The 14,156-nt window shown below is 65.8% G+C and carries 14 protein-coding genes and 1 pseudogene; 8 read left to right on the top strand and 7 right to left on the bottom strand.

Annotated features, from left to right (window positions below):
- The first annotated feature begins 39 nt into the window (after positions 1-39).
- Positions 40-1,017, top strand: coding sequence for a DUF1444 domain-containing protein (locus AC5Y4T_RS05945; protein WP_499952489.1), 978 nt, complete (start codon positions 40-42; stop codon positions 1,015-1,017).
- A gap of 31 nt (positions 1,018-1,048) precedes the next feature.
- Here the strand turns inward: AC5Y4T_RS05945 and AC5Y4T_RS05940 are convergent, their stop codons facing one another.
- The gene (locus AC5Y4T_RS05940) at positions 1,049-1,231 is read right to left on the bottom strand and encodes a hypothetical protein (protein WP_499916333.1); all 183 of its coding nucleotides are present in this window, start codon (positions 1,229-1,231) and stop codon (positions 1,049-1,051) included.
- A 134-nt stretch (positions 1,232-1,365) separates the two neighbouring features.
- On the opposite strand from AC5Y4T_RS05940, the gene zwf reads away from it, so the two are divergent.
- The gene (gene zwf, locus AC5Y4T_RS05935) at positions 1,366-2,865 is read left to right on the top strand and encodes a glucose-6-phosphate dehydrogenase (RefSeq protein ID WP_499916331.1); all 1,500 of its coding nucleotides are present in this window, start codon (positions 1,366-1,368) and stop codon (positions 2,863-2,865) included.
- Positions 2,866-2,890: 25 nt separating this feature from the next.
- Here zwf and AC5Y4T_RS05930 read toward each other — a convergent pair whose 3' ends face one another.
- Positions 2,891-3,814 carry a class I SAM-dependent methyltransferase gene (locus AC5Y4T_RS05930; RefSeq protein WP_499916780.1) on the bottom strand — a complete coding sequence of 308 codons (924 nt, stop codon included), beginning with the start codon at positions 3,812-3,814 and terminating at the stop codon, positions 2,891-2,893.
- Positions 3,815-3,932: 118 nt separating this feature from the next.
- On the opposite strand from AC5Y4T_RS05930, the gene AC5Y4T_RS05925 reads away from it, so the two are divergent.
- On the top strand, positions 3,933-4,814 hold the full coding sequence (locus AC5Y4T_RS05925) for an HpcH/HpaI aldolase/citrate lyase family protein (protein ID WP_499916778.1): 882 nt from the start codon (positions 3,933-3,935) through the stop codon (positions 4,812-4,814).
- A 115-nt stretch (positions 4,815-4,929) separates the two neighbouring features.
- Positions 4,930-6,162, top strand: a complete 1,233-nt coding sequence (locus tag AC5Y4T_RS05920) for an osmoprotectant NAGGN system M42 family peptidase (RefSeq protein WP_499916329.1) — start codon at positions 4,930-4,932, stop codon at positions 6,160-6,162.
- A gap of 148 nt (positions 6,163-6,310) precedes the next feature.
- On the opposite strand, the gene AC5Y4T_RS05915 is transcribed toward AC5Y4T_RS05920, so the two are convergent.
- Positions 6,311-7,558 carry a pentapeptide repeat-containing protein gene (locus AC5Y4T_RS05915; RefSeq protein WP_499916327.1) on the bottom strand — a complete coding sequence of 416 codons (1,248 nt, stop codon included), beginning with the start codon at positions 7,556-7,558 and terminating at the stop codon, positions 6,311-6,313.
- Positions 7,559-7,749: 191 nt separating this feature from the next.
- A complete protein-coding gene (locus AC5Y4T_RS05910) occupies positions 7,750-8,433 on the bottom strand; it encodes a GAP family protein (RefSeq protein ID WP_499916325.1) in 684 nt (227 codons plus the stop codon).
- A 268-nt stretch (positions 8,434-8,701) separates the two neighbouring features.
- On the opposite strand from AC5Y4T_RS05910, the gene AC5Y4T_RS05905 reads away from it, so the two are divergent.
- The gene (locus AC5Y4T_RS05905) at positions 8,702-9,463 is read left to right on the top strand and encodes an SDR family NAD(P)-dependent oxidoreductase (RefSeq protein ID WP_499916323.1); all 762 of its coding nucleotides are present in this window, start codon (positions 8,702-8,704) and stop codon (positions 9,461-9,463) included.
- Between the two features lie 31 nt (positions 9,464-9,494).
- Here AC5Y4T_RS05905 and AC5Y4T_RS05900 read toward each other — a convergent pair whose 3' ends face one another.
- Positions 9,495-10,148 carry a biliverdin-producing heme oxygenase gene (locus AC5Y4T_RS05900; RefSeq protein ID WP_499916321.1) on the bottom strand — a complete coding sequence of 218 codons (654 nt, stop codon included), beginning with the start codon at positions 10,146-10,148 and terminating at the stop codon, positions 9,495-9,497.
- 141 nt (positions 10,149-10,289) lie between these two features.
- Between AC5Y4T_RS05900 and AC5Y4T_RS05895 the strand changes: the two genes are divergently transcribed.
- From AC5Y4T_RS05895 to AC5Y4T_RS05885, 3 genes and pseudogenes are all read left to right on the top strand, one after another.
- On the top strand, positions 10,290-12,575 hold the full coding sequence (locus AC5Y4T_RS05895; RefSeq protein ID WP_499916319.1) for a SpoIIE family protein phosphatase: 2,286 nt from the start codon (positions 10,290-10,292) through the stop codon (positions 12,573-12,575).
- A 93-nt stretch (positions 12,576-12,668) separates the two neighbouring features.
- Positions 12,669-12,908: pseudogene (locus AC5Y4T_RS05890) on the top strand (nuclear transport factor 2 family protein); the annotation flags it as partial.
- Between the two features lie 10 nt (positions 12,909-12,918).
- The gene (locus AC5Y4T_RS05885) at positions 12,919-13,110 is read left to right on the top strand and encodes a limonene-1,2-epoxide hydrolase family protein (protein ID WP_499952410.1); all 192 of its coding nucleotides are present in this window, start codon (positions 12,919-12,921) and stop codon (positions 13,108-13,110) included.
- A 29-nt stretch (positions 13,111-13,139) separates the two neighbouring features.
- Here AC5Y4T_RS05885 and AC5Y4T_RS05880 read toward each other — a convergent pair whose 3' ends face one another.
- Together AC5Y4T_RS05880 and AC5Y4T_RS05875 are read right to left on the bottom strand one after the other, a co-directional pair.
- Positions 13,140-13,682, bottom strand: a complete 543-nt coding sequence (locus AC5Y4T_RS05880; protein ID WP_499952488.1) for an FKBP-type peptidyl-prolyl cis-trans isomerase — start codon at positions 13,680-13,682, stop codon at positions 13,140-13,142.
- Positions 13,683-13,755: 73 nt separating this feature from the next.
- Positions 13,756-14,109: a DUF732 domain-containing protein gene (locus tag AC5Y4T_RS05875; protein WP_499952409.1), complete on the bottom strand. Its 354-nt coding sequence runs from the start codon at positions 14,107-14,109 to the stop codon at positions 13,756-13,758.
- Between the last annotated feature and the right edge of the window lie 47 nt (positions 14,110-14,156).

Here is a 14,156-nt window from a genome sequence, read left to right as displayed (position 1 = left end):
GTGTAACGTGCGTGTTCGCTGTTCGAGATCAGGAAGCAGCTGAACATGGCAACCGACCAACCGCCGACCCCGCCCATGGATTGGGCCGAGGCCGGTCCCTTGCTGCGGCCGGTACTGCGTCCGCAAAGCTACGTCAACCATTTGGTCAACACCGGGGCGCTGCCCTGGGTCCGGCCTGTGTTCCCCTTCATCAACGAGATGGTCGTGGTCGACCTGCCTACGGTGCGGGCCATGGTGACCCCGGCGGAGACGGACGCGTGGGGCATCAGCGGCGATCAGGCCTTCGCGGCGGCCAGGGAGAACCTTTCCGCGCATCGGCAGGCCTTGCAGCCGGGCGAGAAGTTCCTGTTGAAAGACGCCGACGGCGGCACGTATGTCGATTCGATGATCCTGGCGACCGGTTGGCTGGCGTCACTCGCGGTGGCGGACGGCCCCCGTCCACTGGTCTTTTTCCCGGGCGACGGCGTGTTGATACTGGGCACCGACGCGCCCGACAATGCCGCGGATCTCTTCGAGGTCGCCGAGCAGATGTACCTCGACGCCGAGCAGCCCATCTCGCCGCAGGGCTACACGATCGAGGGCAGCGTCATCGCGCCATTCGACCAGGCCGGCCCGCACCCGTTGCGCGATCTGGCGTTGAGAGCTCGAACCCTCTTGGCCGCAAAGGAATACAACCACCAGACCGAGTTCTTGCGGGAGCATTATGAGCGCGAGTTGTTCCCGCGGTACGTCGGCGACGCGCAGATCATCGAGACGGCGTGGGGCCGGCGCACCACGGCGGTGTGGGGCCAGGGCATTCCGTGGGAGCTGCCGCAAACCGATTACGTGACGTTTTTGGTCGGTGACCCGTCGAATGTGTCCGACAAGTTCACCGTGCCGTTCCCGACCGTGGTCGATGCAGTGGGCATTCTTCCCGTCGCGGGAATCAACCCGGTCCGCTACCGGGCCGACGAATGGCCGAAGGCCGAGATGCTGGCGACGCTGAAGGCCCACGCCATCGACCTAGCGAGCGAATGACGATGTGCATGGGAGCCGGGTCTGCGACCCGCTAGTCCGGCGGCTCGCTGGTGGTGCCGTGGGTAGCCGCTTGTTCCCGGTCGCTGCGGTTGCCGGGAACACCTTCGGCTTCGCTTTCCTCGGTAACCTTCTCCTCGAGCTCATCGACGATGTTTTCCAGCTCCTGAGCGCGGCTCAGCGGGTCTTTGTCGGGTTTGGTCATGTCGCTTTCCATTGGCCTGGGTGGGGGATGGGCTCCGGCGCCGGGCGCCCCCGCTATTCCATACCCGATCACGCGTTCGCTAACCAGATGCGGGAGCAGTCAGAACATACGAGACACAGCGCCGCCGCGGTGGAATCATCGCAAGAGTGGCTACCGAGAAACCTCAGACCATCGCTTATCCCGCTGCCGACGCCCGCAAACGTCGTCACCAGCCCGATCGGCTCGACCCGCACGTCATTGTCCTTTTCGGTGCGACGGGCGATCTGGCGAAGCGAAAGCTGATCCCCGGGCTGGCCTACCTGAATCAATCCGAGTTGGCGCCCGACATCCAAATCATCGCGACGTCGCTTGAAGACATCAGCAGCGACGAATTCCGCGAGCTCGCCAAGAACGCGATTGACGAGTTCGGCACGCACAAGCTCACGTCTGAGCAGTGGGCCAGCTTCGCAAAGATCATCTGTTACGTGCCGCAGGGCGCGGGACCGGAAGCCCTCGCCGAGGCGGTCGCCGAAGCCGAAGACAATCTGGGCCACGATGTGCGGCGGCTGCACTACTTGTCGGTCCCCCCCAAAGCGGCGCGCGACGTGATCACCATGCTGCGCGACGCCAAGCTCGTCGAACGCTCCCGGGTGGTGATGGAGAAGCCCTTCGGCACCGACCTGGCCAGCGCGGTGGCGCTGAACGACTTCGTCCACGAGACATTCGAAGAATCCCAGATCTTCCGTATCGACCACTTCTTGGGCAAGGAAGCCGCGCAGAACATTCTGGCGTTCCGCTTCGCCAACGGCCTGTTCGAGCCGATCTGGAACCGCAACTTCATCGACCACATTCAAATCGACATTCCCGAGGCCCTGGGTTTGGATCAGCGGGCGAACTTTTACGAAGAGACCGGCGCCTATAAGGACATGGTGGTGACCCACCTGTTCCAGGTGATGGCGTTCACCGTGATGGAGCCGCCGACGGCGCTCGAACCGTTCGCCATCAGCGAGGAGAAGAACAAGGTCTTTCGGTCGATGCTGCCGGTCAAGCCCTCCAACGTGGTGCGCGGTCAGTACAGCGGTTACCGCGACGAGGACGGCGTGGCAAAGGATTCCGACACCGAGACGTTCATCGCGCTCAAGGTGGGGATCGACAACTGGCGATGGGCCGGAGTGCCCATCTACTTGCGCACCGGCAAGAAGATGGCAGAGGGCATCCGCGTCGTTTCGATCGCGTTCAAGGAGGCCCCGCGAACGATGTTCCCGCCCGGATCCGGCGTGGGCACCCAGGGCCCCGATCACCTCACGTTCGACCTTGCCGACAACTCGAAGGTTTCGCTGTCCTTCTATGGCAAGCGGCCCGGGCCGGGCATGAAACTGGACAAGCTGTCCATGCAGTTTTCTTCGCAGGAGATCGACACGGTCGCGGACGTGCTGGAGGCCTACGAGCGTTTGATTCTCGATGCGATGCGGGGCGACCACACGCTGTTCAACACCGCGGAAGGCATCGAATCATTGTGGGAGCGTTCGGAAGATCTGCTCACCGACCCGCCGCCGGCCAAGCTGTATCAGCCGGGTACCTGGGGTCCGAACGCCATTCACCAATTGATCGCACCCAACGCGTGGCGGCTGCCGTTCGAGCGCGAGTGGCGCGAAGCCAAGTCGTAGCGAAAGCGCTCGACGACCCGCGGCCTCAGGCTGATTCGGCGCTGAGGTAACTGATCGCGTGACGGAATCGCTTCAGGATTTCGTTGTCGGGCAACACGAATCCGTAGTCGGCGTACACCTGTTCGGTCGGTCGGCGCGTGACGTTCCAGCCGGTGGCGGCCAGGTGCTCAGCGGCCGGGCGGCGCTCCCCGAGCCAGACGAGCTCGGCGACGTCGATGTCCAGTCCGTGCTGCCGCCAGGCGCTGCGCATCGCCCGTGCTCGTTCGTCGGTGAAGACGCTCATGTCGGTGATGTTCTCGGTGGCCAGCCGGCTGCCCGGGGCACTGAGCGCGGTGATGTTGTCCAGCAAGCGGTCCTGGGCTTCGGGCGGCAAATAGGGCAGCAAGCCCTCGGCGATCCAGGCGGTAGGGGTGTTGGCGTCAAAGCCGCTGTCGCGCAGCGCCGTTGGCCAGTCATCGCGAAGATCGACAGCGACGGTCCGGCGCTCGGCGGTCGGTTCGGCACCGATCTGGGCAAGTGTGTCGGACTTGAAGGCGATGACCTCGGGCTGGTCTACCTCGAACACCACGGTGCCGGAAGGCCATGGCAACCGATAGGCCCGCGCGTCCAGCCCGGCGGCCAAAATGACGGCCTGCCGGATTCCGGCGGCGGTGGCGGCGCCGAAGAAGTCATCGAAGAATCTGGTCCGCACCGTAATCTGCTCGCGTCGCTGCTGCAGCGTCATCGGCATGTCGTCGGTGTCGAGCGGGATCTGGCCATCCAGCATGCGGGTGAAGAACGGATGCCCGACCGCCCGCACCAACGGCTCGGCGAACCGGTCGTCAAGCAGGGCGTCCGGCTCTCGGGACGCCAGCGCCCGGGAGGCCGCCACCATCGTCGCGGTCGCCCCCACGCTGGAGGCCAGGTCCCAGCTGTCGCCCTCGCTGCGCGCCGAGCCAAACGATGACATCCGCTTCCCCTTCCGCAATTCACCCGCCGCGTCGACCAATTCGCCCTCGACGCCGCTCACCACCGGCAACTACACCACCGGTACCGAAGGGTACTTTCTGGCTATGCCACGCGCACCAATGACACCTACCCTGCGCCCGCGCCGATCCGCCCTGTACCTGCCCGGCAACAAGCCCCGCGCGCTGGAGAAGGGCAGATCGCTGCCGGCGGACGTGCTGATCTTCGACCTCGAGGACGCGGTGGGACCAGACGCGAAAGCCGAGTCGCGGACAACGGTGTGCGAGGCGATCTCGTCGGAGAGCTACCGGCCCCGCGAGGTCCTCGTGCGTATCAACGCCTTGGACACCGATTGGCATGACGACGACCTGGCCGCCGTGGCCGCGTCGACGGCCGACGGCGTGCTGGTGCCGAAAGTCGAGACAGGTCAACAGGTTCAAGTGCTGGCTGATGCGCTCGACGCCCTGGGGGCGCGGAAGTCGTTGCAGCTGTGGGTGATGATCGAAACACCCCGGGCCTTTCTGCGGGCCGAGGAGGTCGCGTCGGCCAGCGATCGCCTGGCCGGATTGGTGGTGGGCACCAACGACCTGGTCAACGAGCTGCACGGCCTGCACGTCCCCGGGCGCGCTCCCGCCGTGCCCGCCCTCGGCCTGGCCTTGTTGGGAGCCAGGGCGGCCCGAAAGGTGATCCTGGACGGGGTGTTCAACGACATCACCGACGAGGCCGCATTCCGGGCCGAGGCCCGGCAGGGGCGCGAGATGGGATTCGACGGCAAGACCCTGATCCACCCGTCGCAGATCGGCCCCGCCAACGAGCTCTTCGGTCCGTCCGCTACGGAGGTGGGCGACGCCCGCAAGGTCGTCTCGGCCTACGAGCAGGCGCAGGCCGCCGGAACGAGCGTGATCACGGTGGATGGCCGCATGATCGAGAGCCTGCACGTGCGCGACGCCCAGCGAATCCTCACCCTCGCGGATCTGATCTCCGAGCTGGAAGCCGCCTCCTAGCGCGATGCACATGTCGGATGCGTCACTACGGGTGGGTGACGGCAGCCCGCGACGGGCATTCGGGGCCGGCCACACGGTAGGTTGAACGCGTCCCGACGACTCGAGAGGAGATGACGTGGGCCAGTCCGTGGCCATGGCCGAGGCCGACCGCGCGTGGATGATCGACACGCTGCTCGCGCTACTGCAGACCCCGAGTCCCGCGGGACGCACGGACGCGGTGATGCAGGTGATCGGCGACATCTTCGATGACTTCGGGGTGCCGTTCACGCTGACCCGGCGCGGCGCACTGACCGCCGAACTGCCGGGCGAGTCGGCGACGATCGACCGGGCACTCGTCGTGCACTCCGACACCATCGGCTGCATGGTCAGCGAGCTCAAGGACAACGGCCGCCTCGAATTGGTCCCGGTCGGCACCTTTTCGGCGCGCTTCGCCGCCGGCGCCCGGGTGCGCATCTTCATCGACGACCCCGACGAGTTCATCACCGGCACGGTCCTGCCGCTCAAGGCGAGTGGGCATGCGTTCGGCGACGAGATCGACACGCAACCCACGAACTGGGAGCACGTCGAGGTCCGTATCGACCGCAAGGTGTCCACGCGCGAAGATCTGGTTCGGCTCGGCCTGCAAATCGGTGACTTCGTGGCGCTGATCACCAGCCCCGAGCTCACCGCCGACGGCTTCATCGTCTCTCGCCACCTCGACGGGAAGGCGGGCGTCGCGATCGCGCTCGCCTTGGCCAAGAACTTCTCCGAGAACAAAGTGGTGCTGCCGCACCGCACCACGATCATGGTCACCATCACCGAAGAGGTCGGTCACGGAGCCAGCCACGGCCTGCCCGCGGATGTCGCCGAGCTCGTCTCGGTGGACAACGCGGTGTGCGCGCCCGGCCAGCACTCGCTTGAGGACGGCGTGACGATCCCGATGGCCGACATGCACGGCCCGTTCGACTATCACCTGACCCGAAAACTCTGCCGGCTCGCACATGAGCGGGGAATTCCGTTCGCCCGCGACGTTTTTCGCTACTACCGGTCCGACGCCGCGGCGGCTATCGAGGCCGGGGCCAATACCCGGGCCGCGCTGGTGGGCTTCGGCGTCGACGGCAGCCATGGTTGGGAACGGACCCACATCGATTCGCTGGAGGCGGCGTACCACCTGCTGCATGCGTGGCTGCAGACCCCGTTGACGTTCGCCAAGTGGGACGCCAAGCCCAGCGGCAGCCTGCGCGACTTCCCCTCGTCAGAACAGCCCGCACCCAGCGAGCGGTGGGTGCCGCTGTCCCGCGGCGATTTCGAGAGCCCCGGCGACGCTTCGCCCGGGACACACTGGCCGCCGGAGGGACCGCAGGCCTGAGGCGGCACATCTGCGCCCAGACGATTCTCGTCCGCAGGTACGTCGAGTTGCCGACGTTGCCGGCGACCATGATCGCAACTTTGGATCACATCTCGCCTATGCCGTGGTGACTCGTCATCGAGCGCTAGGAATTGCAGCTTCGCCAAACTTAGTCAGCCTCAAGAAGGCCTGAGTCGTTGGGACGGTCGGGATCCAGGGATTTCGAAACCTCAAAGATCCACGGCCGCAATGCGCTCCGCATGCTCTCCTCGCTCCAGCGATCCTCAAGATCGACGACGTGAGTGTGATGGCCGTCGACCGCATGGTCGAATACACCTGTGCTAACACCAGGTTCGCGTAGCAGCAGGAGCGGCAATCCCTTGCCGTAAGCCATACCCGCTTCCACGTGTGTCCATGGGGTGGTGCCCGCTGATGCCCCATCAGGATCGGCGCCACTGTGCCGGAGTCCAAGCACCACCATGCCGGCGCACCCATCCAAGCGGCGGGCGATCTCGGCTAGGGCTGACGACGGTGGGTAGTCGTGACGTGGCAGGGCCTCGAGGAGCAGACCCTCGCGGGCGAATAGCTCGGCGAGGCGCTCGCACACCGAAACTTGCGCCGGGTTTCGGTCCGATGGCGCGCTAAGAAAAACATGCGGACGCTTGGCTGCGGGTTTTGCAGGCGCTGGTGCCGGTTCCTTCGAGTCGAATTTCGTTTCTTCGTTTGCGAGGTAAGGCATCAGCTCTTCGGGGATGTTGCGGGCACCGGCAAAAGATGCACCGTGCAGTAAAGCACCCTTGAAATTCGCGCCAAAAAGGTCCGCTTCGAAAAAGGTCGCGCCTTGAAGCTCCGCGTCCCGAAGCACGGTTCCTTGAAGCCGCGCCTGATAAAACTTGGCGCCTTGGGCCTTAACGCCCCTCAGCGATGCTTCGCTGAGATCAGCACGGTAAAAGTCTGCCCCCTTGAGTGAGCCGCCGTGTCCCTTTGGCTTAAGAGGGCCGCCCTCTCCCAGGTATGCATCTTGCAGGTTCGTCCGCTGTAAGTCCTCCTCATCGAGCGTTTTGGCGTGGGCCAGCCCATCGGCTAGGAGCTTCTGCAGATTGCCTCGTGGGACACCGCGAAGGACCGCCGCCATGACGTTCTGGGCCTCCCTGGCGTACGGTGCGCGGCGCCGGAACAGGCCGTCCCGGATACCGAATTCGCTCGACGGGTCCAAGAACCGGCGTAGGAAAATGGCACCGGCAAGTCGGCGCTCTGCATCCTGGGCAGCGAGAAGACCGATGACGTGAGTGAACGCAGAACGGATGGCCGACAGCTTCGCCCTACGGTTCTGGTAACCGACCACGCCGAGCACGGCCACCGCTGCGGCGACAACGACCGAAGCCGTCGAGACTGCACCTCCAACATCGACCGCCACGACACATCCACCTCCCGCGCGCTCTTGGCCTCGGTGCATCATCGCACTACTTGACAGCGTGCAGGACCAGAAGAGGTGTTGGAGCGCTATGACTCGCCTCAGAGGAACTTGCCTGTCATCCCGAAGTGGAGCTTGATCGGGTTTACGGCGGAAGAAGAATCGCTCTGTGAGACATCAGAAGTCGCCGTGCGTCACCAGAGCGCGCTGTGATTGACCAGCGCATCGGCGATGAGCCCGGTTCCGAACACCAGGAACAACAGCCGCACCGACATCGGGCCATAGCGGGTGAGGCCACGCACGATCGCGCGCTGAATACGCTTGGCTCGCATGGTTTTTCTCATCGACAGGATGAGGATCAGCAGCGGCGGCGATAAGGCGATCGCCCAATAGGCGATGACGACCAGCGGCCAGAGCGGCGGTCTGGGGTGCAGCGCGGCGATCATTGCCAGCCCGGTGAGGTAGGGCACCGCGGTCGGTGCTTGGCCGCTACCCACCGCTAACCCCAAAAATCCCAGCAGCCACGGCCGTTGCCGCATTGCGGCCAGCGCCCACCCCGGTGCCGAGGATTGGGCGGTCAGCGGGAAATAGGCCAATCCGATCAACACGATCCCCAGCAGCAGTTCGCCACGGAAGCGAATCGCCGGTGTCAGGTGAAAGTCAAGCATCTCGGTGATGAAGCCGATGCCCAGCACGGTGCACATGCCGAACGCGGTCGTCACCGCGAACACGCCCGCGATGTAACTCAGGGCGCCGGGAATTGGTGACCGACGACCCAGTCGGCTGTCGAAGATGACGGCCGAGACCACTCCCAGGTTGAGCACGTTCAGCGAGTCGAGAAGCGCCAATCCGGCAAGTGCCAATGCCAGAGCCGCCACGCGTCTGTACCGGCCCTAGCCTGCGGATTCCCCGGCGGCCGGCAACCGGCCGCTCGCTGACCACGAGATCGAAGCGGCGATCATGGTGCAGACTCTAGTTCGAGTGAGGAGTCGCCCGCTGAGGCTGCCCGTTCGCAGTCAAGCGGTGACATCACAAGATGGCGGGGCGCGGGCGCGCGAAGCCGGCCAAATAGCCTGGCGGGTAAGTAAAGTAAGCAGGCTTCGGATGACCGAACGCCGCCCGTCGCGCCGAGCTCAGGAGAACTGAATGGGATTGCTCGACCACAAGACCGCGGTCATCACCGGTGCCAACTCGGGCATCGGCCTGGCCACCGCTCGGCGGTTTCTCGCCGAAGGCGCCGATCGGGTTTTCATCACGGGCCGACGCGAGCCCGAACTCAATGATGCGGCAAAGCAATTGGGGCCGCGCGCCACCGCAGTGACCGGTGATGTCGGATCGCCGGAAGATCTCGATCGGCTGTACGCCGAGGTTGCGGCCGCCGGTAAGGGCCTCGACATCGTGATGGCCAACGCCGGTTCGACGAGGGTGGCGCGGCTGGGGGAGATCACCGACGACGACCTCGACGCGCTGTTGACCACCAACGTCAAGGGAGTCGTCTACACCGTCCAGAAGGCGCTGCCACTGCTCAACGACGGCGCCTCCGTCATCCTGACCGGCTCTACCACCGCCGATCGCGGCCGCGCCGGACTGAGTATCTACGCCGCCACGAAGGCGGCCGTGCGGTCACTGGCGCGTGCCTGGGCCAACGAACTCGCCGACCGCAGCATCCGGGTCAACGTCATCGTGGCCGGGTCCACCGCCACCCCCGGAAGCGACGCACTGGCAGCGCAGACCGATCCCGAGGCGTCGGTCGAAGAATTCCGCGCCGGGCGCATCGCCACGATTCCGCTGGGCCGCTTCGCCGATCCGACCGAGATCGCCAATGCCGCAGTGTTTTTGGCCAGCGATCTGTCCAGCTTCAGCACTGGATCAACCGTGACCGCCGACGGCGGGTTCAATCAAGTTTGATGCGTCCGCTGGGCTCGCGCATCGACGTGCGTCAGCGCTGATGGTCCACGATGGCGCCGGCCAATTCATCGAAGAGCGCCTGGTTCAGGCCGAAGGCGAACTTCACCTCGGCGACGATGCGATCGATTTCGGCGGCGTCGGTGCTGAGTGCGTCGAGGCGAGCCCGGTAAGCGTCCTTATACGGTTTGGGCCGCACCGGAAATTCGTAGAACGCCAGGCCGGCGCCGCGCAGCCCGAACGTCCGGTCCAGGATTTTGCCGATACCCCGGCCTCCGGAGAGGTCCCCGAGATAGCGCGTGTAGTGGTGTGCGACCAGCGCACCGCCCCACGTGAGAGCACCGAGCCGCTCGGCGTAGGCCACCGCAGCGGGCGAGTCGACTTCCTGTTCGGCACCTTGGGGCAGCCAGTGTTCGAGGTCGGCATCGAGAGCCGTCAGGCGCTCCAAGGCCGGGTCGTACACGGCGGCCACCATGGAATCCTCGCGGCGGGCCCGCACGGCTTCCTCCAGGGCCGCGTACACCACGCGCAATCGCAGCAAGTAGTCGGAATATCCCGCCGCGGCGATCCGGCCGGCGAGTAGTTCGGACATGAACGGGCTCTGCTCGGCGGCGTCGTGTTCGGCCGCCGAGCCCTCCTTCATCGCGACCGACAGGCGGCGGCTTGTTGGGACGGCGATCGAGCGCATGACCTGCCCAGATTACATTGGTGATCGCGGCGGCGGCGGTTACAGCGGCGGATGCGAATCGGCGCGCGCCACAATCGCGACACACATTGATAGCGTGGAGGTCTGGCTGCCACCCCTCGCAAATCCGATCAAGCCGCTCGCGTGACCAGCGACGAGCGGCTCGTCCGGCCATCGGTGCCCGCGAATCAGCCGATCGAGGGTCTCGTGCCGGTCGGCACCCCGATCGACCTGGACAACTGTGCGCGTGAGCCGATCCACATCCCCGGCAGCATCCAGCCGCGCGGTGTGCTCGCGGTGGTGCACGAGCCGGCGTTCGAGGTGCGTCAGGTCAGCGCCAACGTCGTCGACCTGCTCGGCCGTCCCGTCGAGACCGTGCTGGGCCGGCACCTGTCCGAACTGATCGGTTCCGAGCAAGCGGCCCGCGTCGAGCAGGCCGCGGCGACCTTCGGCAGTCTGCGCCAGCACAACCCGCACGAGTTGACGATCGAGGTCGCCGGGGAGTCGCGGGCCTTCGACGCGATCCTGCACCGTGAGCCGGGCGGCGTGCTGTTGGTGGAACTCGAGATCGCTTACGGGGAGCGGCCGTTCTCGTTCCCGAACACGTATCAGGCGGTCCGCGGTGCGGTGGAGGAGTTGAATCGGGCCGCCACGCTGACCGAGCTGTACGCCACCGCCGCGCGCGCCGTCCGCGACCTGACCGGCTTCGACCGGGTGATGGTCTACCGCTATGACGAGGAGAACAACGGCGAGGTCGTGGCCGAGTCCAAGCGCGACGACCTCAACTCCTTCCTCGGCCTGCACTACCCGTCGACCGATATTCCGGCGCAGGCGCGCGCACTGTACGAGAAGAACTGGATACGGCTGATTTCCGACGTCGGCTACACGCCGGCACCGCTGGTGCCGAGCGTCGACCCGGTGACCGACGCGCCGCTGGACCTGACGTATGCCACGTTGCGCAGCGTTTCGCCTATTCACATCGAGTATCTGCAGAACATGGGCGTGCACGCATCGATGTCGATCTCGTTGCTGCGGCAGGGGCGGCTGTGGGGGCTGATCGCCTGTCACCATTACGCAGGTCCGCACCTGCCGCCGTTCGGCACGCGGGTGGCGGCCGAGTTCCTCGGCTCGACCCTGTCGCTGCGACTCGTCGACCGATTCGAGGACGAACAACTACACAAGCGGCTGGCCGCGCAGGCCGTCGTCGCCAAGCTCCTCGCCGCCACGCTGGACGATGGCGAACCGCTGTCGGAGGCGCTGCTCGGCGCGCCCGACCTGCTCGACCTCGTGCCCGCCGACGGCGTGGTCATCGACATCGGGGGCGATCTGCGGATGCGTGGCTCGGTTCCACCACCGGACATCGTGGCGGCCGTCGCCGCCTGGGCGCGTGACGTGGACGACGACATCGCGAGCAGCGAGTGCCTGTCGGGCGCGCTGCCCGAACTCGATCTCGATCCCCAGGTGGCCGCCGGGGCGCTGGTGCTCAACCTGCCTGACGGGCAATACGCCATCTGGTTCCGGCGGGAAGTGCTGCGCTCGGTCGATTGGGGCGGCGACCCATACAACAAGGCGATCGCGGGCAGCGAGGATGACCAACTTCGGCTCAGCCCGCGCAAATCGTTCGACCGCTGGCGCGAGATCGTCCACCAGCGCAGCGAGCCGTGGTCGCAGAGCGAGACCGATTCCGCGGTGTCGTTGCGGCGCCACCTGGTCGAGTCGCTGTACCGCCGCACGCGGGGAGCGCTGCGCGTGGCCGAGACGCTGCAGCGCAGCCTGCTGCCCGAGTCCATCCCGGCACTCGAAAATTGGGAACTGTCCGCCCACTACGAGCCCGCCTCAGGGGACAACGTCGGGGGCGACTGGTACGACGCGTTCGAGCTGCGCGACGGCCGGCTGATCGTGTTGATCGGCGACGTGGCAGGGCATGGCATCGCCGCGGCCGGCACCATGGCGGCGCTGCGCAACGCCCTACGCGCCCAGTTGTTCGCCGGCGCCACACCTGCCGAGGCGCTACAACAGCTCAACGACTTCTGCGTGCACATGCTGCGCGGAGCCTTCGCCACCGTCATTGCCGCGCGGGTCGATCTCGGCTCGGGTCGGGTGGAGGCGGCGTCCGCCGGTCACCTGATGCCTTACCTGACGAACTCCCGCGCGCCGGCGGTCCCGGCACCGATCAAGCTCTCGCCGCCCATCGGCGTCAAAGGTGTCAGCTACGCCCCCAGCGCTTTCACCATCGAACCCGGACACGGCTTGGTCCTGTTCTCCGACGGACTCGTGGAACGCCGGGGCGAATCGATCGACGACGGGCTCGATCTTCTGGCCGAAATCCTCGGCCGCGCGCATGATTCGGCGGCGACCCAGATCTGGACGGCGATGGCATCGGGCCATACCGACGACGACGTCACCATCATCACGCTGCGCCGCCCCTGAGCTCTCGTTAAGCGCTTCGTGTATCGGTGCCCAAACCGGTCGCGGTCATCTACAGTTCGAAACCTAGCGAACCGCAACCACCAAGGACGTGAGATGGCGAAAAGTGTTGCGCCCAAAAACGACAACGAGAAGATTGTCGTCGATTTCATACATGCCGCTTACGGCCAGAGCATGGACATCGACGCCATGACCGCACTCATGGCCGACGACTTCGTCTGGCGACTTCACGTGCCACTATCACCGGTAGTTCGTGGACGCGACGCGGCGCGAGCCGAACTCGAGAAGCACAACACCCTGTCGACGGGCATGATCGAGGGGAGTGAGATCCGCACGATCGTGTCCGATGACGACACCGTCATCGTCGAGCATGGACGTGAACGCCATGAACGGCGTCGCGGTCACATTCCACGTCACAGCGCTGTTCGAGCTTCGCGACGGCGCGATCACGCACTGGCGCGAGTATTGGGACACCACTCACGTCGCGCAACAACTCCGGATAGATCCCGCGCTCATGTTCGCGCCGTTGAGCGAATGAGCTACGGCACAACGGGTTTGACGGCGGCGTTATCCCGCGGCGTTGAGGATCTTGATGGCAAAGACAAGCGAGTCGCCGGGCTGGATCCCGGCGCTGGGCTGACCTTCGGGGTAGCCATCGGCGGGGACCATCGCGACGGCGACCGTGGACCCGCCTTTTTGCCCCGCGATGGCCTTCTGGAAGCCCGGAACGACTCCGGTGAGCGGGAAGTCGACCGGTGCGCCGCGCTGATAGCTGCTGTCGAAGACGGACCCGTCACGTCCGTTGACGCCCATGTAGCAGACGGAGACCCGCGCGGTGCTGGAGACCACCGGCCCATCTCCGGCATGCAGTGTGTGCACCTGGGTTTGGCTCACGCTGAACGGTGCGGTGACGTTCACCAGCGGAGCGGTCGTATCCGTGGACCCGGTGACCGCAACGCTGCCCGTGGTGCCGCTCAGCGTCCAGTCGGGCGTTCCGCCGTTCTGCGGTGCCGTGGTAGGGCAGGAGCCGGCCGCGGTGGCCGGTCCCGCGGCAGCGAGCGTCATGGCGGTTGCTGCGACAGAAGCCGCAAGCGCGACGGAGGAGTACATCCGGAAGGACTTCACGGCCGACACGCTACAGCCAGTTCTGGCATTGCCCACCGATAGGTCCTGCCCTGGCTTCTCAGGTGCACAGGCTGGGGGCGTCGCACACATTGCCAGGGCAATAAACCGAGTGAGCGGCGTTGACCAGGCTTCCGACGTCGAGCAACGACACGCCCTTCGTGTCCAAGCGGGCATGCAGGTCGTCGGCGATCTGTTGCGGCGTCCAGCCCCAAGTGAGGTCGTAGCAGACGTCGTGCGCCTCCGCGATCAAAGCCTCTTCCGTCTTCGGCGGCCACGTGAGGCCGACGGCGCGCAACTGCGCGAGGTACGCGTCGTCTTGGGGGGTCGCGGCCGCATTGCCTGGGCTGCCCACAACTGTCGCGGCAACGATGACCGGGGCGGCGATTGTCGCCAGCCTGCGAGGTGAAGGCATTTGATTCCCTTCCAATCCCTGCGGCGCGAGAGACCCGTCAAAACTGT

Source organism: Mycobacterium sp. NGS11, assembly GCF_059813315.1.
The sequence above is the reverse complement of the archived record's forward strand: the minus strand, read 5'-3'. Positions and strand labels throughout refer to the sequence as shown.